We start from the raw sequence: 20,569 nt of genomic DNA, 5'->3' as shown, positions 1-20,569 counted from the left end.
ATGCTGCACCGATGGCTGCGAGGGAAAAACCGCAACACTCCTGACAAGATTGAACAGGCGCCCCTGCGCGTTCTGCATGTAGGCAAGTACTACCCGCCCTATCGCGGAGGAATGGAGTCCTTCCTGGCAGACCTGATCGAGCAGCAGCGGGCCAGTGGTATCGACGCGCGTGCGGTGGTGCACGGTGATCCGCTGCCTGATGATCCCGAGTGGCTGATCCGTGTGCCGGTACAGGTGACCCTTGTTTTCGCGCCCATCGCACTGGGCTTTCCGTTTGCGTTGTGGAAAGCCATTCAGCGCTTCAAGCCCGAAGCTCTGCATTTGCACATGCCCAACAATGCAGCGTTCTGGCCGCTGATCATTCCAAGCGCACGCCGCATTCCCTGGGTGGTGCATTGGCACTCGGATGTCCTGGTTTCGGAGTGGGATACGGTGCTGAAGGCCTGCTACCAGCTCTACAAACCGTTTGAGACCAAGCTGCTGCAGCACAGCGAAGCGATTCTGGCCACATCGCCGCCCTACATGGCTGCAAGTGCGCCGCTCCAGCGCTGGCTGTACAAGACCGTGGCGATCCCGTTGGGGCTCAAGCCCCTCGATACCGAAACACTCCAACAGGCAGAGGAGGAAGATGTCTCGGAATGGGGCGACGCGCAGTTGCGCATTCTCTCGGTAGGGCGCCTGACCTATTACAAAGGCTTCGATACACTGATATCCGCAGTCGCGGGGTTTGCAGAGGTACAGCTTCTGATCGCCGGCGAAGGAGAGCAACGCAAGGAGCTGGAGGCCCTGATCGAGCGCGAGCGTTCTCACCACGGCTGCGCCAGGGTGAAGTTGCTTGGTCAGGTGAGTGAAGCGAGAAAGTATGCGTTGTTCAACTCCTGCGATATTTTTGCGCTGGCATCGCGCGAGCGTACCGAAGCTTTCGGGCTGGTGCTGATCGAAGCCATGCAGCACGGCAAGCCCTGCATCGCCTCGGACCTGGATGGCTCGGGCATGTCATGGGTGGTGGGGCAATCTGGAACCGGGCAGTGCTATGCGCCTGATCAGGTGCAGGCATGGAGGGAGGCCATCCGCCAGGCTTTGGAAGCCAAGGCGCAATTGGCGCATCGCGGCCAGGTTGCGCAGCGCGCTGCAGATGCGCAGTTCACCATTGCACAATGCGAGGCACGCATTCGCGAGATCTACCAAAGCTTCTCTCCAATTGCCGCCATTCCAGATATCGAAAAGGCGGCTTCGTCGCAACTGTTGGTTGCCGTCTTGCAGGATCTTCGCGATATCGACCTGCTGGTGCAGTGGCGGAACGCATCGCCGAGTCAACAACTGGTATGTGTGGATGCCACGGGCGACCCGGAGGCTTCCTCCAGGCTCCAGCAAGCCTCGATTACCACCTTGGCGCTCGCAGACCTGGGATGGGAGGACGTGCTGGCGGTGGTTCAACGCCTTGTCAGCGAGCAGGGCTACACGGCCTTGACCATCCTGCCTGCGCACCGTGTCCTGGATCAGGGTGGTATCGCAGAAGACCGCAAGCCCAATTGGTGGCAGCGTTTGCTGGGCGGCCTGGGCATTCAGTACCACCGTCTGGGCCGGGACCCATGGGTATTGCGTGACGCGGCCACCTCGGATTGGGCACTGGCTGCGCACGGAGTCCTTGGCGCGCGGGTGTGGAGCTTCAAAAAATAGAGCAGATGGCGCATGCTGGTATTGGGAATACAAGCATTTCACCAATAGCCCCATGGAGCGGCACGATCAACAGCCCAGCAATTGCGGTGGGCGGACCACAGCCAGAATGCTGGCCACCATGCCCACCCCCAGCAACGCATAGGTGGCAGCCCTGGGCCAGGTCTTGGTGGCGCTGGAGATGCCAACGGCGGTCACGATGGCGGCAAAGAAGATGCCATAGTTCAGTACGCGCAAAAACCAGTTGGTATCCAGCAGCCACCAGGAAGCGGCAATGCTCAGCAGTGCAAGCGTGGTGAAAGCAATCAATACCCAGATCAACAAACGACCCATGACCGGATCGAAACGCTGGGTACGCAGCCCTTCGACCAGGCCGTAGATTCCAACCACAAAGAAAATGGCGAACATCACATTGCCAAGCTGGAAGGCCAGGAAGCGCAACATGGATCCGCCGTAAGGCAGCCATGCCTGTGTGGGTAGCAAATAGGCTTGTATCGCCAGTGCAGTAAAAACCAGGCACAGCAGCCCCAGGCTAGTTGCAGTGCGCCTGCGTTCCAGGCTCGCGGCCACGGCTTCGCTCCAGCTGGGTCGCCAGTGCCATCTGCGCTGTACCCACATGAGCGCCATACCCGTGAACAATGGCAACACCACGAGGTAAGGGCCGGCCCGCAGCAGGCGCTTCATCTGAACGTGCTCCAGGTCAGCCAGCATGGCTGCATAAGGTCCGTGTGGCCATATATAAACACCCATGCTCGCAACGACTACCAGCAGCAGGCTGAAATGGCGCCATGTCAATGGGCGCTTTTCCAGAAAATCGGCAATCACCAGCATGCCGCATAAAAAGACCAGGATGGCGTGGCTCAGGATGTGCGTCACCGCAATGCAGGGCACGATCAAAAAAAACGCCCAGCCGCCTTGGCGGTGCAACCACAGCCAGGCGCAGATCACGCCCAGGAATACCAGCATCTGCCCCCATTGCTGTGGGCGGGACTCCATCAGCGGTGCCCAAAAATAGCTGGACAATGCCAGCCCTGCCAGAATGACGCCAGAGCCCGCCAACGCCAGCTTGCGATAGCCCCACAGCAACAAAAGCATGGAAACAAACACACCGCCAACACCCACCACGGATATGGAGTGGGCATGGCTGAACTGCAGTTGTTCGGAGAGCGAGCGAACCGTGTGGATGAATGCCGGGCCGGAGACGGGCCAGTGCACACCCGCATCCAGTTGGTGCGCAATGGAGATCCAGTTGACCTCATCGTTGTGGCAGATGGGGTAGTTGCCCGAGCTTCGCAGTACCCAGGCCAGCAGTGCAAATACCAAAGCAGCGGCACCACTGCCATACCAGCTTTGGTAGCTGCGTGAGCCCAGGTTCATGCCAGTTGCCTGTAGACCGCTACGGTTTCTTCCGCGCACTGATCCCACGACAGTTCAGCGGCTCGGGCTAGCCCCTTGGCCCTGGCTTCGGCTTGCCATGCCTCGTTGCTGAGACACTCCTCCAAAGCCTGCGCCATGTCTTCCATGTCCAAAGGATTCACCAACCTGGCGGCACCTCCCGCGACCTCGGGCATGCACGAGGTATTGGAAGTCAGTACTGGCGTGCCACTGGCCATGGCTTCGACGATCGGCAGGCCAAAGCCTTCATACAGCGATGGGTAGGCCATGAGCCGTGCACCTGCGTACAGCGAGGGAAGCCAGCGTTGGTCCACGAACGACACATAGCGCAGCCAACCTTCGGTTTGTGCCTTTGCCATGCGGGCGTGGACGGCTTCCGAGTTCCAGCCCTTGCCACCAGCTACCACCAGTGGCCACTGGCGGCGCATGTCCACAGGCAGCAGTTCGTAAGCCTGGATCAGCCGCTCCACATTCTTGCGAGGCTCCACGGTACCCACAAACAGGCAGTATTGCCTCGCGCGCAAGCCCAGGGCCTGCATGGCTGGCTCCAGCATCTGTGGGGTGTGGGGGCGGAATGCTGCGTCCGCCGCTTCCAGGATGGCGGTGATGCGGTCTGGCGGCATCAGGCGGCGCTCGATCATTTCCTGGCGCACCGCCTCGGACACCGTGATCACATGGCTGGTGCGCGCAAGGCTGGGGCCGAGGGTCAGGTTCAGGTAGTCCACTCGGGCGCGTGGGTGGAACTGGGGGTACAGGATGTGTGACAGATCATGCACGGTGCTGACCGCTCGCCCCTCGAATGGCGGAACGATGTAATTGGGGGCATGGTAAATCGACTGCCGATTGCCGCGCAAGCGCCAGCCGAAATACATGGGTGTCAAGGCGCAGTACACGCGTACTGCCAGGGGGCTGGTTGCCAAGCGGGTGCGTAGGGTTGCGCGCTCGCGCGGAGTATGGACTGGTTTCGCGCTTTCAGATGGTGGGCTGTCCAGCGCGGCTAAGGGGTCCTCCAGCCATTGTCCCATCGAGAAATAACGCAGCCGTGCGACCTCATCATGCCGGGCAAGGCGTCTCGCCACTTCGTAGGTGTAACGACCGATGCCGGTGAGCGGCGGGCGCAGGGCATCAGCGGCAAGAATGACATCCAGCTTCATCGTATGGGTTTATGGATACAAAGAATTAACTATTTTTGAGTGGTGCCCACTATCGTTTTGCCTCTGGCAACGCTCTGGAAGACCGCATTGACTCCGCTTCCTTGGCAGCCATGCCTACAAGCTTGCGCATCGCCTCGGTCTGATCTTCAGCAATTGGGGTAAGGCGAAGCTTGAAACGCTCCGCCTGCATGCCTTCCATCTGTTCCTAGAAAGAGTCTCGGATAGAACCCGCGTGCGGATGAACCTGTTTGATCATATCGGACTTGTTCTGCAAGATGCAGGATCCAGTCGCAGATCTTGTGGATGGTGCGCAGTCCTACGCAGCAATTTTTTGGATTGAACGGGCTTTTGCCAAGGCCAAGGAGGCAGTTGCCATTCTCACGGTTGGTCTTGAGTATGCAAACGGGCTTGGCTGTGCCCTGCGTTGTGACGGCTCCAACTCAATCTGGTGGCTTTGCCCTCGTAACCCTCTGAGGTGGCACAGCTTCCCAACACTCTGGAGCCTTTTTTCCTAGTCGTACCAGTTAGTGCGCAGCTAAAATACAATTTTTTAAAAAAGCAAAAAATGACCACAAGATCAAGCGCCAGAGCAATACCTTTAGATATTCTGCGTATATTTGCGGCGCTATGGGTGCTTGTGCATCACTGGATCAGCCGAGACGGCTTGGCCCGTAACTTGCAGCAGCCTTACGATGTGTCTTGGGTCCCAGACTGGATCGTTGCTGCTGCCGCGCCAGGGTTTTTGGGAGTGGATCTCTTTTTTATTCTCAGCGGTATCGTTATCAGTCGATCAGCCATCGGGCGATCCTGGTCAGAATTCGCGGTAGCCCGATTTTGTCGCCTGTATCCTGCTTACGCGGTTGCTATTGCGTTAGCGATTCTATTTGCGCCAATCACACTGATCAAATACCCTCCATTGTCCCAATCCATATTGGGTATTACTGGACTGCAGTGGTTTGTTGGGGCTCCAACCATAGTAGGTCCTGCATGGACGCTTTTTCTGGAAGTACAGTTTTATCTTCTGATTACTATACTCTTATTGGTCTTTGGAAAATTGACGAGTCATCAGTTACGTAACGCAGCGAAGGTATGGTGTTTGGTGCTTCTTCTGGCACCCAGCTTGCAACTGCCTTGGTTGAATTTTCTGGCGATTTCTGAATTTGGCCCTTACTTTGCACTAGGTATGCTACTGGGGCTGTGTAATTCAAAGGAAGAATTGCGCTCCGATCTGCCGGCAATTCTTGTTCTATTGGCACTCTCGTGTGTAAGAATTGTGGCCAGACTCTCGGGGGCTAGTTCTGTTCCTCAGCATGAATTATTTGCCATTTTTATGCTGATGGGCGTACTATATGTTGTATATCTATGTGCCAAGGCTGATTTTTTAGGCGGATTTCGGAATATCGTGAATCCCTTGGCATTGATGTCATATCCCATCTACCTATTGCATGAGCCTTTGGGGATGCCCGCCATTGGGGCGTTGGTGGCATATGGATTTTCGCCAAGAGTATCTTTTCTGGTTGCGGGCAGTGTTTTATTTTTCGTGTGCTGGCTTTGTGTTAAATACTATGAGCCTATGGCGAGAAGGTTCTTGTCAGAAAAGTTCTTCAAAAAATCCGAAGTCGGTCAATCAAATTAAAAATAAATTGCCAAAATCATGGAGCGCTCCAGTTTTTTGAAGCGCTCCATCAACGGCTTTCATTGCGCCCGCTTCTTCGGGTTTATGCGCTCAGGCATCCAAGCAATCCTGCATAGCGCATATATTCAGAGAGCGCATCTTGCCATGGACGAAGTGGTAAACGCCCTTCATATCGCATTCGATAGGACAACGCTGCTTCATTTTCTGAAACATCGGCACGACGGTTGAAAGCACTTGACTCAATGGGGCGGACCTCAATGGGCGAGCCTGACAACTCAGCAATCTTCTTTACATAATCGAACCGGCTGGCAACACCTTCGTTGACGACATTGTAAATGCCCTCACAATCGTCGAGAGTCAGCTCTAGAAGGCGGCGAGCACAATCTACCACGTAGGTGGGCGAGCCGATTTGTACAAAGTTGGCAGATATAAATCCGGTAGAAGCACGAATTTCATTTATTCTATTTGCAATGAAATTCTTTTTGTTGCTCAACTGCCCACCGAATAGCCAGCCTGTTCGAATAACGAGCGTATTGGGGCAACTAAGCACTACTTCTTCTGACAACAATTTTGAACGATGATGAACAGTCGTTGGTTGTACAGAATCATATTCATGGTGCGGTTCTGACTTTCCACGCCCATATATGCCTGTGCTTGATATGAAAACGAACTTTTTTTGCCCGCGATGGGCATGCCAGAACAGTTTTTCTGTGAGAAACGTATTATCGAAATAACAGATTTCCGGATCAACTTCGCATTGCTCCACATTGGTATTGGCGGCGGCATGAATAATAATTTCATGGTCGCTGAGCATTGAGGATTGCTCCTTTCTCCCTGCGGCCAGGAATACCTTGCGATCAAGCGCAGTTCCCTCGTGCCCCATTTCTGCAAGCCCGCGCAAAAGCTCTGAGCCGAGCATGCCAGTTCCGCCAGTCACTAACACTTTCATCGGCTGAACTCCCTGGTTACTGATTCTGTGGGGTCATGTTCAATGCTTGCAATATTCAATAATAGATTGGTTGACTGGCCGACTCCCTCAAACGCCATCCAGACTCCAGGAGGAACAAATAGACGTTGGTAATGGTTCTCTCCCAGCACTACTTTCTCCGCCGATGAGCCGTCTTCGGCTTCAAGGTGAAAACAAATGGAGCCAATAGGCACGAGCAGGTTCATTGACATTCGCAGATGCTTTTTCCAGCCCTTGACCTCGCCACAAGAGACCATCGAGAAGTAGGCTTCCCCAAAGTCAATATAGCCCTGAGAGCTCCGTTTGAGCCCATGAAGAATATTCCCCTTGGCGTGGGGAATGACCTTCGATGGGTAGACGATTGCGCCGCAGCTTAGGAGGAGTGCGTCCATTGGTTACCTCGCTCTGTCGCCAATTGCATGTATTGCTCAATCTGTTGCTCGGTGAGCGACTGCACATCACGATCCTGGATGTAGAAGCCGGCATACCATTCGCCGACCATACGCACACACTCCTGATAAAACAGGGTAGGCTCCCAGCGAAGGTGAAACAACGCCTTGTCGCAGTTGAGCTTGAGCAGCCCTGCTTCGTGGAAGGGGATATTGCCTGTAATCTGGTAGCAGTCGAAGTCTTTGTTCCAATACTCGAAAACATCCGCGATCAATTCGATCACACGCCGGTTCTGTTCCGCACGTGGTCCGAAGTTGAATGACTCACCATTCAATTTTTCGTTGGTGGCAAGATTGGCTCCCAGCCATAGATAGCCAGATAGCGGCTCAAGCACATGCTGCCACGGACGAGTTGCTTCGGGGGAGCGGATCTGTACAGGCTTGTGATCATTCCAACTGAGTACCGAGTCCACAATGATCCGATCCTTGGCCCAGTCGCCACCGCCGATCACATTGCCCGCTCGCGCGGAGGCGATGCGAATATCGGGTCGGTGCTTGAGGAACGAGTGGAAATAGGCATGGAAGATCACTTCGGCAGCGCCCTTTGACGCGCTATAAATGTCTTTGCCTCCCAGATGATCAGTTTCGCGGTACCCCCATTCCCACTCCACATTCTCGTAGCACTTGTCGGACGTGATGATCACGGCAACGCAAGGCTTGGAGAGCTGTCGAATGACGTCGAGGACGTTGGCGGTTCCAAGCACATTTGTCGAAATCGTGCCCAAGGGATCCATATAGGATGTTGAGACAATGGCTTGTGCAGCCAGATGGAACACGAAGTCGGGCTCAAATCCATGGATCGCCTGGGCTAGGGCAGCTGCATCCCGTATGTCGATAACCCGATGGTGGATCTTTTGTTCCAGGCCCAAGATTTCGAACATCGACGGGGTTGTCGGAATTGCATCCGAAATGCCCATGACCTCGGCCCCAAGCATGGTCAGCCAGCGAGTTAGCCAAGTCCCTTTGAAGCCGGTGTGTCCGGTGACGACGACTTTTTTGTCTTTGTATACATTATTGAACATCACCACACCTTCCAGGGCGCCTGGTTTTTGGTCCAGAGTGATTCGAGTTGCTGCTTGTCGCGCAGAGCATCCATGGGTTTCCAGAAACCTGTATGCCGGAACGCATTCATCTGGCCGTCTTCTGCCAGCCGTCGCAAGGGATCTTGCTCAAACACGAGATCATCGCCTTCGGGCAGGTAGTCAAAAACGGATTGTTCGCAGACAAAAAAGCCTCCGTTGATCCAGTTTCCATCGCCTTTGGGCTTTTCTGCAAACCGCACAATTTCATTGGATTCATTGATGTCGAGGGCTCCGAAACGGCCTTCGGGCTGGACACTGGTCATCGTAATGGCTTTACCTGATTGGCGATGGGCTTCTGCCAATGCGCGAATGTTGACATCCGCTACGCCATCGCCATAGGTGAGCATAAATGGCTTGCCCTCGGTATAAGCTTTTGCTTTGCGGACTCGAGCGCCGGTCATGGCCAATTCGCCAGTGTCGATCAATGTGATGCGCCATTTCTCGGAGCGATTGTTGTGCACGATAGTTCGGTTCTCTGCCAAATCAATGGTGACATCGCTCGTGTGCAAGTAGTAATTCGAGAAATACTCTTTAATGACGTATCCTTTATAGCCGAGCAAGATGATGAAATCATTGAAACCATGCGATTCATAGATCTTCATGATATGCCATAGCATCGGCATGCCGCCAATTTCAACCATGGGTTTTGGACGCACACTCGTCTCTTCTGCGAGGCGTGTGCCAAGACCGCCTGCCAGAATCATTACCTTCATTTTCTACTCCTTAGGCGTTTTTGATGATTTCTTTAAGTTTGGCTGGAATTTGCCCCAAAAGTGATAAAAGCTGACGCATTACTCGCAGCAGTTTGGGCTTTTTGTTGCGAGAATCAAGGGCGCTCGCCAACTGCACTTTTTCATTCAGCATCAATAGATTCAAATCTCTTCCCTTGAGATAGGGGGAGTCGGCTTCATGCCAGGAGCACGAAAAGTGATGGCAAATTGAAGTGTTTTCAGTATATGCATCAATTTCGAATCCGCCTCGATTATTGCGCATAACTGGCGTGAGCGGTGAGAAGTATTCTTGAGGATAAATCTTAACCCCATGCTGGATCACTGGCAGATCTAAATGAGGAGTAGTTCCCATTCCATCTACATTATGGCCATTGTGCGCAAAGTAGAGAGATGTCAGTTGTGGTGACATGAAATAGAAGATTTTCCGGCGCCATAGGGAAACGGGACCAAGTCCTTCGTAGACCTCGCACATAAAACGGGACAGCGGACTGCCGGCACGGGTTGCCATTGAATGGCCTGTATACCATCCGCCTGCCTTATTGTCGATGCCTAAAAATGAGTGATGTTTATCACTGACTTCCAACTCTTCTATGAGATTGCGAAATATAGTTCCGTTAACGATTTCTATATCCGCATCTAAGTAGACGCCACCATGCTCACGAAGAACCCACCAGCGAAAGTAGTCACTCAGAAATGCGTGATCGCGTAACTCATACATCATTCTCGAAAAATGACATGCGGCAATGGGAAGATTGTCGGCATTCCAATGCCGAATTTCAAAATCAGGAAGTTTTTCTTGCCAAGTTTTCAGGTATCCAATATAAGGATCCGGCTTCCCATCAAAGCCAAAATAGATCCGATGCAGGATCTTCAGAGAGGAATTACTTGCTTTTTGCATAGTCCCAGATTTTCTTCATCATGCCGGTAGGGTCTTTCAGACCATGATTGATGATCTTGCCATAGTCGAAACCACCATTGCTGCGCCGGTAGCCCACAGTTTCCGGGGTAGAGGTTGCTCGCCGACTTGCTAAATCTTCAAGGTACTTGCAATAGTCACTGAAAAGCATTGGCTCCCGACGGTGTTTTTCCGCTTCAGGGTCTACTTCTTTCACATTCAGGTTTGCAAAAAGATGATAGATGCAGGTATTTTCAGTGATATTAAGTTTTTTGCCCGTTGTTGTGAATTTTGGTGAAAAATACTCCTGTGGGTAAATTTTGACTCGACCAACTATCACTGGTTTTTTCAATTTTGGAAAAAAGCCCTTGTCAGTCTGGTATCCCTTGTCACGGAAGTACAGGCTCATGAGCTGAGGACCAATGAGGAGCCGCTCCGCTCTCCAATGCCACAATCCACTGGAAAGCCTGTTCTGGTACATGTCGTACATGAAATCGACAATTTCCGCCCCTTTCTTGGCTGCAACGGTTTGCGCTGTGGGGTAACCATTCTCGAAATCCTCGACGCCCACGAAGGCATCGTATTCATCCGAGGCCATGAGCTCGTCCACCAGCTGATCGAAAACCTTGCCATTGAGCACTTCGCAATCGCTGTCAAGATATGCTCCACCATATTCCTTGAGTGCAGTCCAGCGCACAAATTCACTCAAGAAAACGGGGTCATTGGCCTCAGCGGAACGCTTCATCCAATCGTTGATTGTGACATCGACATTGTCTTTCCCCCACCTCATTACCTGGTATTGGGGAAGTTCCCTGTACCAAGTTTCCAAATAATGGAGAAAAGGATCCTTGAAAGGGCGATAATTCTCGAAATAGACGCGGTGTAGAATTTTTTCCATTACTGAGTCTTCGTTCTGTTCGTGGGTTTAAATGTATATTAATTGGATTGACTTATATCTTCGGATTCGCTATCAGTCTTTGCTGAAAGTTCGCGAACTTTTTGCGCCAAATTTTGTATGCGATTGTCCAAACGTTTGATTAGATCATCAATACCAATGCCAGTTTCATAACGAAGAGGATGATCAACTGCTTGGATCAAGCCTTCGGCACCACCAGGGTTCTGTGCGATGAGGCCATAGTCTTTGCTCACACCATAGAAGAGATCTCGAAACGTTATATCCTCTTTGTGATACAGGTCTTTTTCTTCTTGAAGGCGTATAATGGAATATTTTTGATAACCAAAATATCGTGCAAGATTGATCATTTGCAGGATTGGAATGGGGCGAATATGGGTGTGATCCAAATAAAAATTGGTTGTTGCAACAAATAAATTTTCTGGATTGGGCGTCTCTGCAATAAGTACCCCTCCTGGGATGAGCACTCTCTTGCTTTGTAGGAAGAATTCGATGATTTTGTCGAATGGCAGATGCTCAAGCACGTGGAAGGCAGAGAGTACGGCCACACTTTGGTCAGGAATTTTTTTGAGAAAATCAGATGCATCACCCAATTGAGCGTCAAGCCCTTTCTGCTGTGCAGAATTGAGCATGCCTTGGTCAATGTCAATACCTTTGGTCCGAAAGCCCAGGCCGCGAAGCATGTCGAGCCACTCACCGCGCCCGCAGCCAAAGTCAAATGCCAGTGGCGATTCAACAAAGTCTAAAATGGGTTTGACATAGCTTATATAGATGGAACGATATTCTCGAACCTGGTCTTCTGAAGCGTAATTGACGCCTTCGAAGAATTCATAAAAATTGTCAGTCATGCAAAATTTCCAAATGTGGCTCTATCCACGCTACGCCTATAAATTGCTTTTGAGATAGATTGACAACCTTGAAGATAGTTGCCATATCCCTCCATTCGTAGTTCTCGGAAAGATGGCTTTCTGTCTTATGCAGGGCAACGGCTATCGAGTAACTGCCTGGGCCAATGTCGGCCTTGAAGTGATAGCGATAGGTTAGATGGCTTCCGTTACCGAGATCACTCACGACTTGGTCATGGTGGTACGAATTGGTCCCAAAAACCTCCTGTCCAAGGCGGTCCTTGATCAGAAAACCGGCAACAAGAGTGCTGATATGCGAGAGTACCTCGACCTGAATTTCCAACGTCAATTCGGCACCAACACCCACAACCTCGACTTCCCGACCAGATGCGTCGCGAAGCGTGACATTGACAATCCGGCTCTTCCCGGTACCGGATATGGTTTGTGCAATGCCGTCTTCGTTGACGGTCTGCGAGATACGGCTGTTCGCATCGTCGACGATCGCCGCATTGTAGTAGTCGAGCACGGCCTCCGGCCGGCCTTCCAGCAGCTTTTGCCCCTTGGACAGCAGAATGGCACGGTCACAGATTGACTGGATGGCGCCTTTATCGTGGCTGACAATGAGTAGTGTTGTGCCTAGCCTTCTGAGCTCGCGGATGCGCTCAAAGCTTTTATGCTGAAAATAGGCGTCACCCACTGAAAGTGCTTCATCGACGATCAGGATGTCTGGCCGTACGACAGTTGCTACGCTGAAAGCGAGCCGCACCTGCATGCCGCTGCTGTACACGCGCACGGGCTGATCAATGTAGTCGCCAATCTCTGCAAATGCTTCAATGGAGGGCATGCAGGCAGCGATTTCATCCTGACGAAGGCCTAGCAACTGTCCGGCCATGAAGACGTTTTGGCGGCCAGTGAAATCGGGGTGAAAGCCCATGCCCAGTTCCAGCAGCGCAGCCACGCGTCCTTGGCTGCTTACCTGGCCTTGGGTCGGTTGGGTCGTGCCGGTGATGATCTTGAGCAGCGTGCTCTTGCCTGCGCCGTTGACACCAACGATCCCCACAGCCTCGCCGGGCTGTACGGTGAAGCTGATATCACGCAGCACCCAGGTTTTCTCATGGGTGGTTCGGCGAGTGATCCATTCCCGCGCACGAGCCCATTTGCTGGGGTAGCGCTTGTAGGCCTTGCCTATGTTGGTAACAGTCAGCGCACTCATTACAGTTCATCCACCAGTTCGCCCACGCGGGCCAGGAAAAAGCCTGCACCGAGCAGCAGGAAGATGACGGTCAAGATGACAAGGGGCAGCAGCGGACCAAAGGCGGGCAGGGTCTTGTCCAGAAAGATCTGCTGGTAAGCGGCTATCAGTGGTTGCATGGGGTTGAGTGCCATCAGGCCGCGTACTTTTTCGGGCAGTGCGGGCAGGGTGTAGACAATGGGGGTGAGCCAGAACCAGAACTGCAGTACCACGCCGGTGAGTTGGCCCACGTCGCGAAAGAACACATTGAGTGTGCCCAGAAAAATACCCAATCCCAACGTAAACAGGAGCTGCAGCGCCAGCAACGGAACTAGCGCGAAGAGAGCCACGCCCGGCCAATGGCCGATGATGGCTAGAAAGAGCAGGTACAACGTAAAAATGATGCCGAAGTTGATGAGTGCGGACAGTGTGACGATGGCTGGCAGGCAGATGCGCGGAAAGTTCGATTTCTTGATGAGGTTGCCGTGCTCCAGAAACACTCCATTCAACCTACCCAGCATTTCGGAAAAAAGCCCCCATGTGATGACGCCGGCGCACAGGTAGATGCTGAAAGCAAATGGCGTTTGCTCGTGCCCCGGCAGGGTAGAGCGCATGAGCTGGCCGAACACCACGGTGTAGATGACAATCATGGTCAGCGGGTTGGCTACTGACCAGAAAGCGCCGAGCAGCGATTCGCGGTACTTGCCATGGAACTCGCGCAGCACGCTGCTCCAGATGAAACCGCGGTATGCCCACAGGGCGCGAAGCATGGGTAATCCAGGCATGGTGCTCACTTGGCTGGTTGCACTGCTGGCGCGCGGCCATAGGTGTCTTCAAAGCGGACGATATCGTCTTCACCGAGATAGCTGCCCGACTGGACCTCGATGATCTCCAGTGGCACCTTGCCGGGGTTGGCCAGGCGATGGGCGTGTCCAAGGGGAATGAAGGTGGATTCGTTTTCGCCCAGCAGAAAAGTTTCGTCGCCATTGGTGACCTCGGCGGTGCCCTTCACCACGATCCAGTGTTCGGCCCGGTGGTGGTGCATCTGCAGGCTGAGCTTGGCGCCGGGGTTGACCACGATGCGTTTGACCTGGAAGCGCTCGCCGCAGTCGATGCTGTCATACCAGCCCCAGGGACGGTGCACCTTGCGGTGGGTGGATGCCATGCTGCGCTTTTGTGCTTTGAGTTCCGCCACGACTTTTTTCACGTCCTGCGTGCGGCGTTTGTCGGCCACCAGCACGGCATCGGCGGTTTCCACGATGACGACGTTTTCCAGGCCGACGGTGGCGATCAGGCGGTTTTCAGAGAACAGCAGGCTGTTGCGTGTATCGACGGCCAGTGTTTCGCCGCTGCCGGTATTGCCGTGCGCGTCTTTCGGCAGAACGTCCCACAGAGCATCCCAGGCGCCCAGGTCGGACCAGCCGGCATCCAGCGGTACAACGCGCGCGGGCACACCCAGTTCGGGCTTGACGGGTAGTTTTTCCATGACCGCGTAGTCGATGGAGTCTGACGGACACGCGCCGAAGAGATCAGTATGCGGGCGAATGAAGTCCATGTCCGTCGTGCTTTGGGCCATGGATTGTTGGCATGCTTGCAGCATCGCGGGCTGGAGGGCAGCCATGGCTTTGAGCCACTGGTCGGCGCGCACCATGAACAGGCCGCTGTTCCACAAGTATTGGCCGCTGGCCAGGTATTGCTCGGCAAGCTGTGCAGATGGTTTTTCTGCAAAGCTTTGGATGGAGAATGCGCCTTTGTCGTCTGATGCGCCTTTCTGGATATAGCCATACCCGGTCTCTGGCCGGTCCGCGACGATTCCAAAAGTCACCATGGCGCCGCCCTGGGCCAGGGTCCACCCGATTTCTGCTGCCTGGTGCAATTGCTCAGGGCGGGTCATGACATGGTCGGCAGGCATGGCCAGCAGCACGGCATCGGGCTCGGCCACCAAGGCAGCCAGGGTCAGGGCGGGGGCCGTATTGCGGCCAACGGGCTCCAGCACCAGCTTGGCTCCACCAATGCCTTGTTCCTGCAGCTGTTGGGCTGCCAGAAAGCGGTGTTCTGCGTTGCACACCAGAATGGGGCCCGTTTGCTGGATGCCAGAATTCAGTCCATTCAGGCGCAACGCCGTGTTTTGCAGCATCGATTTGCCATCGGCGCTCAGGCTCAGAAACTGCTTGGGATAGTGTTCGCGCGAGAGAGGCCACAAACGGGTTCCACTGCCACCACACATGATGACCGGCGTAAGCTTTGACATTGGAATGACTTGCTGAAGTTGATGTAGTAAATGTTCAGGATTTTTCGCTGGCGGCTTGCTGGCTCTTGATATGTAGCAGCGCCAGGCTTTGATTGAGCCTGCGCACTTGTCGCTCGATCCGTGTGTTGACCATGTCCGCGTGCAGAGCCTTGATGAACAGCACGGCCACGGCACATACCAGCAGCAGCGTGGGCGAGTAGCGAATGCCCAGTTGGTCTGCCACCTGATCGAGCATGCGGGGCCATACGCCCAGCAATACAGCAAGCATTGCGAGCGCAAACCAGAACAAGCCCAGTCGCAAATAAAGGCGGTCACCACGGATCAGGTACAGGATGACTGCGGCAAAAAGCACGCCCAGTACCGTGGTAGTAATTTGATAAGTTGCCATTTCAGCCTTGATTCACAGCGACCGCACACGCTTGGCTGGCGCATGCCCCTATCTATGTGTGGTTGCCCTGCATGCTTTCCTTGCGGGAAACACGTGGTATTTTTACCCTGATGAAAAATGGCATCGAATATGCCCCAAGCGATTCTACTGTCTGGTGCGGGCAGCGGGGTATTGCCAAATGTCACTGTGACGGGGATAGGAAGTCACAGACCGACGGAAGGTATGGAGCGGGTATTGCCGCCAGCCGTCCAACCAATACCGCATAAATCCCCAGTGTTGGCTGCGCCCTCCCAAACCATGCCACACTCCCCGCCTATGTCTTCTTCCGAATGGGCCCGCAACGCTGTTTCCGCCTTTGACCGCATGGTGAATGCGGATGGTGGCTTTCGCTCGCGGCCTGGGCAGCGCTTGATGGCCGAGAAGGTGGCAGAGACTTTTGCCGCTGCGCAACTGGGCAAGCTGGAAGAGGGCGAAGAGCCGCAACGCGCCCTTGCGGTGATCCAGGCGGGCACTGGCGTGGGTAAATCGCTGGCGTATGCAGTGCCTGCCATTGCGATGGCGCTGGAGCGCGGCACGCGCGTGCTGATTTCGACGGCGACGGTGGCGCTGCAAGAGCAGTTGGTGAACAAGGATTTGCCCGCGCTGGCACAGCAGATGCCACAGCCCTTCAAATATGCGCTGGCCAAAGGGCGTGGGCGCTACGTATGCAAGCTCAAGCTGGAGCGTCTGGCGGGTGCGGCACAGGGTGATGCAGCCGATGGGGGCGAGCCCATCGACGACGATTTCTTCCCTGAAGAGGCGGCGCAGGCGCGTAATGCCCAGCGTAGCCCGCAGGAGCATGCGGCACGCCTGCAGTTCTACACCAGCATGGCCGATGCCCTGGCAACCCGGCGCTGGGATGGCGACCGCGATACCCTGGATACGCCGCCCGAGCCCGAAGTCTGGAGCCCGGTGGCTGCTGAAGGAGCCTCTTGCACCGGCAAGCACTGCCCCTTGTTTGGCAGTTGCACGTATTACGAACGCCGCAAGGAACTGGTGCAGGCGCAGGTGTTGGTGGCCAACCACGATCTGCTGCTGTCCTCGCTGGGCGCGCGGCTGCTGCCGGAGCTGGACAACTGTCTGCTGATCCTGGACGAGGCCCACCATCTGCCCGGTACCGCGTTGGACCAGTTTGCCTGCGAAATGAACCTGAGCCAGCTCACCTGGATCGACAAGCTCGCGAGCCGTGCGCAGCGCGTGGGGGCGCTGGTCGAGGTTTCGGAGATCGCCGACATTCCCCGCCATTCGTCGCAGTTGCGCCAACATCTGCAGGATATGGCGCGCCTGATCATGGACGAGTATGGTGAGGGTATGCGCCAGCAGCTGCAAGGTGGCAGCCGGGGCCCGGCGCGCGTGCGCCTGCCGCGCGGAGAGTTACCGCCCGCATTGGTAGAGCCATTGGCACAGGCAACGCACCACGCAGGGGCCTTTCTGGAGATACTGCAAGCCATTTCCAAGGCCCTGCGTGCCCAGATGCGCGATCAACCCGATGAAGCCAAACGCCTGTCCACCTTGTACGCGCAGGTGGGGACCTTGGCGCCGAGGTTGGAGGCCGTACACAACACCACACAGCTGTTGCTGCAGGATGCACCTGCGGGCAGCGTGCCTGCGGCCAAGTGGTTCACGCTGGATGTGGTGGGCGAGTTTGTCGCTATCAAAGCCTATGCCAGCCCGGTGATTCCCGGCTCGACCCTGCGTCACCATCTGTGGAGCCAGGTGCGCGGAGCGGTGCTCACGTCGGCCACGCTTACCAGCGGCGGCCAGTTTGATTTCTTTTTGCGCGAAGCGGGGTTGAACAACGATGCGGCGGTCAGCACGCTCGAAGTGGCCAGCCCCTTCAACTATGCCGAGCAGGGCAGTCTGGTGGTGACCGAGACCCAGGCAGACCCACGCACGCCCGCCCAATACACCAACGAAATGGTTGACGCCTTGCTGGAAGACCTGGCCCAGGTGCAGGCGGGGGGGCTTGTGCTGTTCACATCGCGCGAGCAGATGCGTCTGGCGGTCGATGCCCTGCCCACCGCCATGCGCCAGCATGTGCTGGTGCAGAACACCTTGCCCCGCAGCCAGTTGCTGCAGCAGCACCGCGAGCGTGTGGCTGCTGGCCTGCCATCGATCATCTTTGGCATGCAGAGCTTTGGCGAAGGGCTGGATCTGCCGGGGGCGCTGTGCGAATCACTGTTCATCACCAAGCTGCCGTTTGCCCCTCCTGACGACCCGGTGGACGAGGCGCGCGCCGAGTGGCTGAAGAACTCGGGTCGGGACCCTTTCAGTGAAATCGTGGTACCAGCCACCGCCATTCGCCTGGCGCAGTGGGTGGGCCGCGCCATCCGTACCGAGGCCGACCAGGCCCATGTGTATTGTTACGACAAGCGCCTGGTGCGCACCGGTTACGGCCAGCGTCTGCTGGCCAGTCTGCCACCGTTCACACTGCACCGCCGAATGGCTACGGCCTGAAAACCAGGTGAAGCGGGCCACGCGCAGCCCAAGCCTCAGTTTCAGTTGCAAAGCGCTGCCTGTCCGAGCTTTGATGCAATTAAAAGGCCATTGGCGTATGCTTTATAAGCGCCAATAGCTATATAAATGATAGCATTCAGGGGTGGCAAAGTATGGGCTGGGCCTATCGCTGGCGCAATTGCACGCCATCCAGTGTCGGGGCAGTCAACGGCGGCAGCGGCGAGGCCACCGGCTCCCCAAAACCGATGCCCTGGTTCCAGTTGGCCAGAAAGCCTTCGATTTCTTCCTGGCTCTGGCCGACAAAATTCCACCAGATCAGCACGCCGCCCTCGTAGGGCTCGCCGCCCAGCAGAATGAAGCGGCTGTTTGCGCCGCATTGCACATCTACCATGCTGCCGCCCTCGGGTAGATAGATCAGCTCGTTGGCGGGTGCTGTCTGACCGTTCACCTGCAGGTCGCCATACAGGCAAAGCACCCCGTATTCAAAATCGGTGCGCAAGGCCAGGGGGGCCGAAGTAGGCTGGCTGGCCTCCATGTCAACCGCTACCAGCGGGCTGTGTACCTCGGTCGGCGCGCGCTGGCCCTCCCACTCGCCAGCCAGAACCGTCATCTGCAGGCCTTGGCGGCTGAATTGGGGCAGCACCGGGTAATGCTGAAAGCGCGGGGGGATGAAGCGCTGGTCTTTGGGCAGGGCAATCCACAGCTGCACAGCGTGGAAATCGGGCTTGCCCAGGCTTTCCTCCGAGTGGGCGATGCCTTTGCCGGCCGTCATCAGGTTCACCTGGCCCGGGCGGATCGGTTGCTCGCTGCCCAGGCTGTCGCGGTGCAGCACTTCGCCTTCGATCATCCAGGTGAAGGTCTGCAGGCAGGTGTGCGGGTGCGGGCCCACTTGCATGCCGGGGCCTTCGTCAAAGTGCGAGGGGCCTGCATGGTCCAGAAAACACCAGGCGCCCACCATGCGGCGGGCGCGGTTGGGCAGTGCGCGCAACACCGGCACGCCTCCCACGTCGGCAACGCGGCCGGGGTAGCGGTTCAAGGGGGTGGAATCCATGGCGCTTCTCCTCGTCAGCGGGCCGGAACGAGCAGGCCGCGCTGCACGGCTGGGCGCTGCAGCCACTGGCTGAGCACGCGGCTTACTTCGGGGTACTGGCCCCAGCCGATCAGCTCTTCGGCGTTGTAGCGAACGATCATGTTGCGAATCCACGGGAAGATGGCCATGTCGGCAATCGTGTATTCGTTCCCTGCTACCCAATCTTTGCCTGCGAGGTGCTTGTCCAGCACGGTGAGCAGTCGTTTCGATTCGTTCACGTAGCGCATGAGTGGGCGCTTGTCCTCGAAATCCTTGCCGCCGTAGATGTTGAAGAAGCCCACCTGGCCAAACATGGGGCCGATGCCGCCCATCTGGAACATCAGCCACTGCAGCGTCGTGTAGCGCAGCCCCAGGTCCTGCGGCAGAAACTGGTTGTATTTTTCGGCCAGGTACACCAGGATGGCGCCTGACTCGAACAGTGCAATCGGCTCGCCGCCAGGGCCGTTGGGGTCGAGGATGGCTGGAATCTTGTTGTTGGGGAAGGTGCCGACGAACTCCGGCGTCAGCTGGTCATTGCTGTCAAAGCTGATGTGATGCACCTCATAGGGCACGCCCAGCTCTTCCAGCATGATCGACACCTTCACGCCGTTGGGCGTGGCCAGCGAATACAGTTGGAGCAGATCAGGCCGTGTGGCAGGCCATTTGCGGGTAATGCTGAAATCGTCCAGGGTAGGCATGCTGAGGTCTCCGTTCAGAGCGCGAGATGTGCGCAATGACCGCAGCATAAATCAATTGAATTCAGTTCGCAGCCTTGGACTTTTCGTCGAAATCGATGCGCAGGCCACCCTTGGTGACGGTGAACGAGGCCGGCAGGCGGTCGGCCTTGTCGAGTTTGGCCAGATCTTCGTCGCGCAGGGTGTGGACGATGACGTCATCCATGGCCTGTTCGGCCGCGCGCGGCGCGTAGGCCTGCAGCATGTTGGCCAGCCCGTCAGGCAGCCCGGTCATCATCAGCGAATTCACATGCACCTGCGTGGCGCGCAAGGTGTGGTCCCTGGGTTCGTAGCGCAGCGCAAAATCCAGGTCCATCGCGCCATCAAAGCTATGGGGCAGTACCTTGCCGTTGAGCTGCGCGGTCATTGTGGCGTTGATGCGATTGATCTCTGGCTTGAGCCCCAGGGCAGGCGCATTGACATTGAGAGTCACCAGTCCCAGCAGTGGATATTGACGTGGAAAAGCCTTGGCCACCATGGTTTGCAACTCATCCTGTGACAAGGTATAGCTGCGCGGGGCCAGAGAGCAGCCTGCAAGCCCGATGGTTATGCACAAAGTAGAGCAAAGAAGTAAGCGGCGACGCATGATGGAGCGATTCTAGATAGTTTGGAAAAGGAGGGCGGGCCTGGAAATGAAGTTTCGTCCTCCGTACCGA

At 55.7% G+C, this 20,569-nt stretch carries 19 protein-coding genes; 3 read left to right on the top strand and 16 right to left on the bottom strand.

Translation table 11 applies throughout. From position 1 onward, the window contains the following. Positions 1-1,680, top strand: coding sequence for a glycosyltransferase (locus LAD35_RS20070; RefSeq protein ID WP_224150684.1), 1,680 nt, complete (start codon positions 1-3; stop codon positions 1,678-1,680). A 66-nt stretch (positions 1,681-1,746) separates the two neighbouring features. Here the strand turns inward: LAD35_RS20070 and LAD35_RS20065 are convergent, their stop codons facing one another. Both LAD35_RS20065 and LAD35_RS20060 read right to left on the bottom strand, forming a co-directional pair. Continuing rightward, complete coding sequence (locus tag LAD35_RS20065; protein ID WP_224150683.1) at positions 1,747-3,054, bottom strand: hypothetical protein; 1,308 nt, start codon at positions 3,052-3,054, stop codon at positions 1,747-1,749. Then, positions 3,051-4,226: a glycosyltransferase family 4 protein gene (locus LAD35_RS20060; RefSeq protein ID WP_224150682.1), complete on the bottom strand. Its 1,176-nt coding sequence runs from the start codon at positions 4,224-4,226 to the stop codon at positions 3,051-3,053. The genes LAD35_RS20065 and LAD35_RS20060 overlap by 4 nt, the downstream gene beginning before the upstream one ends. A gap of 475 nt (positions 4,227-4,701) precedes the next feature. On the opposite strand from LAD35_RS20060, the gene LAD35_RS20055 reads away from it, so the two are divergent. Next, positions 4,702-5,862 (top strand): acyltransferase family protein, encoded by a 1,161-nt coding sequence (locus LAD35_RS20055; protein WP_224150681.1) that lies wholly within the window; start codon positions 4,702-4,704, stop codon positions 5,860-5,862. 82 nt (positions 5,863-5,944) lie between these two features. On the opposite strand, the gene LAD35_RS20050 is transcribed toward LAD35_RS20055, so the two are convergent. From LAD35_RS20050 to LAD35_RS20000, 11 genes are read right to left on the bottom strand one after another with little or no spacing between them, the layout of a single operon-like run. Next, a complete protein-coding gene (locus LAD35_RS20050) occupies positions 5,945-6,811 on the bottom strand; it encodes an SDR family oxidoreductase (protein ID WP_224150680.1) in 867 nt (288 codons plus the stop codon). Beyond that, positions 6,808-7,221, bottom strand: coding sequence for a WxcM-like domain-containing protein (locus LAD35_RS20045; RefSeq protein ID WP_224150679.1), 414 nt, complete (start codon positions 7,219-7,221; stop codon positions 6,808-6,810). Before LAD35_RS20045 ends, LAD35_RS20050 begins: the two co-directional genes overlap by 4 nt. Continuing rightward, positions 7,203-8,300 carry a CDP-glucose 4,6-dehydratase gene (gene rfbG, locus LAD35_RS20040; protein ID WP_224150678.1) on the bottom strand — a complete coding sequence of 366 codons (1,098 nt, stop codon included), beginning with the start codon at positions 8,298-8,300 and terminating at the stop codon, positions 7,203-7,205. The genes LAD35_RS20045 and rfbG overlap by 19 nt, the downstream gene beginning before the upstream one ends. Beyond that, positions 8,300-9,073, bottom strand: a complete 774-nt coding sequence (rfbF, locus tag LAD35_RS20035) for a glucose-1-phosphate cytidylyltransferase (protein WP_224150677.1) — start codon at positions 9,071-9,073, stop codon at positions 8,300-8,302. Before rfbF ends, rfbG begins: the two co-directional genes overlap by 1 nt. Positions 9,074-9,083: 10 nt before the next feature. Further along, on the bottom strand, positions 9,084-9,989 hold the full coding sequence (locus LAD35_RS20030) for a glycosyltransferase family 32 protein (RefSeq protein ID WP_224150676.1): 906 nt from the start codon (positions 9,987-9,989) through the stop codon (positions 9,084-9,086). Further along, positions 9,973-10,884: a glycosyltransferase gene (locus tag LAD35_RS20025; protein ID WP_224150675.1), complete on the bottom strand. Its 912-nt coding sequence runs from the start codon at positions 10,882-10,884 to the stop codon at positions 9,973-9,975. The genes LAD35_RS20030 and LAD35_RS20025 overlap by 17 nt, the downstream gene beginning before the upstream one ends. Before the next feature lie 38 nt (positions 10,885-10,922). Beyond that, entirely contained in the window at positions 10,923-11,747 is an 825-nt protein-coding gene (locus LAD35_RS20020) for a class I SAM-dependent methyltransferase (RefSeq protein WP_224150674.1), read from the bottom strand. Further along, complete coding sequence (locus tag LAD35_RS20015) at positions 11,740-12,957, bottom strand: ABC transporter ATP-binding protein (RefSeq protein WP_224150673.1); 1,218 nt, start codon at positions 12,955-12,957, stop codon at positions 11,740-11,742. The genes LAD35_RS20020 and LAD35_RS20015 overlap by 8 nt, the downstream gene beginning before the upstream one ends. Then, the gene (locus LAD35_RS20010) at positions 12,957-13,745 is read right to left on the bottom strand and encodes an ABC transporter permease (protein ID WP_224150672.1); all 789 of its coding nucleotides are present in this window, start codon (positions 13,743-13,745) and stop codon (positions 12,957-12,959) included. Before LAD35_RS20010 ends, LAD35_RS20015 begins: the two co-directional genes overlap by 1 nt. Positions 13,746-13,765: 20 nt before the next feature. Next, positions 13,766-15,226, bottom strand: coding sequence for a mannose-1-phosphate guanylyltransferase/mannose-6-phosphate isomerase (locus LAD35_RS20005; RefSeq protein ID WP_224150671.1), 1,461 nt, complete (start codon positions 15,224-15,226; stop codon positions 13,766-13,768). Positions 15,227-15,260: 34 nt separating this feature from the next. Then, positions 15,261-15,614, bottom strand: a complete 354-nt coding sequence (locus LAD35_RS20000) for a DUF2304 domain-containing protein (protein ID WP_184704550.1) — start codon at positions 15,612-15,614, stop codon at positions 15,261-15,263. A 315-nt stretch (positions 15,615-15,929) separates the two neighbouring features. Between LAD35_RS20000 and dinG the strand changes: the two genes are divergently transcribed. After that, positions 15,930-18,110: an ATP-dependent DNA helicase DinG gene (dinG, locus tag LAD35_RS19995; protein ID WP_224150670.1), complete on the top strand. Its 2,181-nt coding sequence runs from the start codon at positions 15,930-15,932 to the stop codon at positions 18,108-18,110. A gap of 163 nt (positions 18,111-18,273) precedes the next feature. On the opposite strand, the gene LAD35_RS19990 is transcribed toward dinG, so the two are convergent. From LAD35_RS19990 to LAD35_RS19980, 3 genes are all read right to left on the bottom strand, one after another. Beyond that, positions 18,274-19,161, bottom strand: coding sequence for a pirin family protein (locus tag LAD35_RS19990; RefSeq protein WP_224150669.1), 888 nt, complete (start codon positions 19,159-19,161; stop codon positions 18,274-18,276). A gap of 14 nt (positions 19,162-19,175) precedes the next feature. Then, positions 19,176-19,877: a glutathione S-transferase N-terminal domain-containing protein gene (locus tag LAD35_RS19985; RefSeq protein WP_224150668.1), complete on the bottom strand. Its 702-nt coding sequence runs from the start codon at positions 19,875-19,877 to the stop codon at positions 19,176-19,178. 61 nt (positions 19,878-19,938) lie between these two features. Next, positions 19,939-20,469, bottom strand: coding sequence for a DUF1439 domain-containing protein (locus tag LAD35_RS19980; protein WP_224150667.1), 531 nt, complete (start codon positions 20,467-20,469; stop codon positions 19,939-19,941). Positions 20,470-20,569: the final 100 nt, after the last annotated feature.

Source organism: Comamonas odontotermitis, assembly GCF_020080045.1.
GTDB classification, from domain to species: domain Bacteria; phylum Pseudomonadota; class Gammaproteobacteria; order Burkholderiales; family Burkholderiaceae_C; genus Comamonas; species Comamonas odontotermitis.
This window is presented reverse-complemented; position numbering and strand designations above follow the sequence as displayed.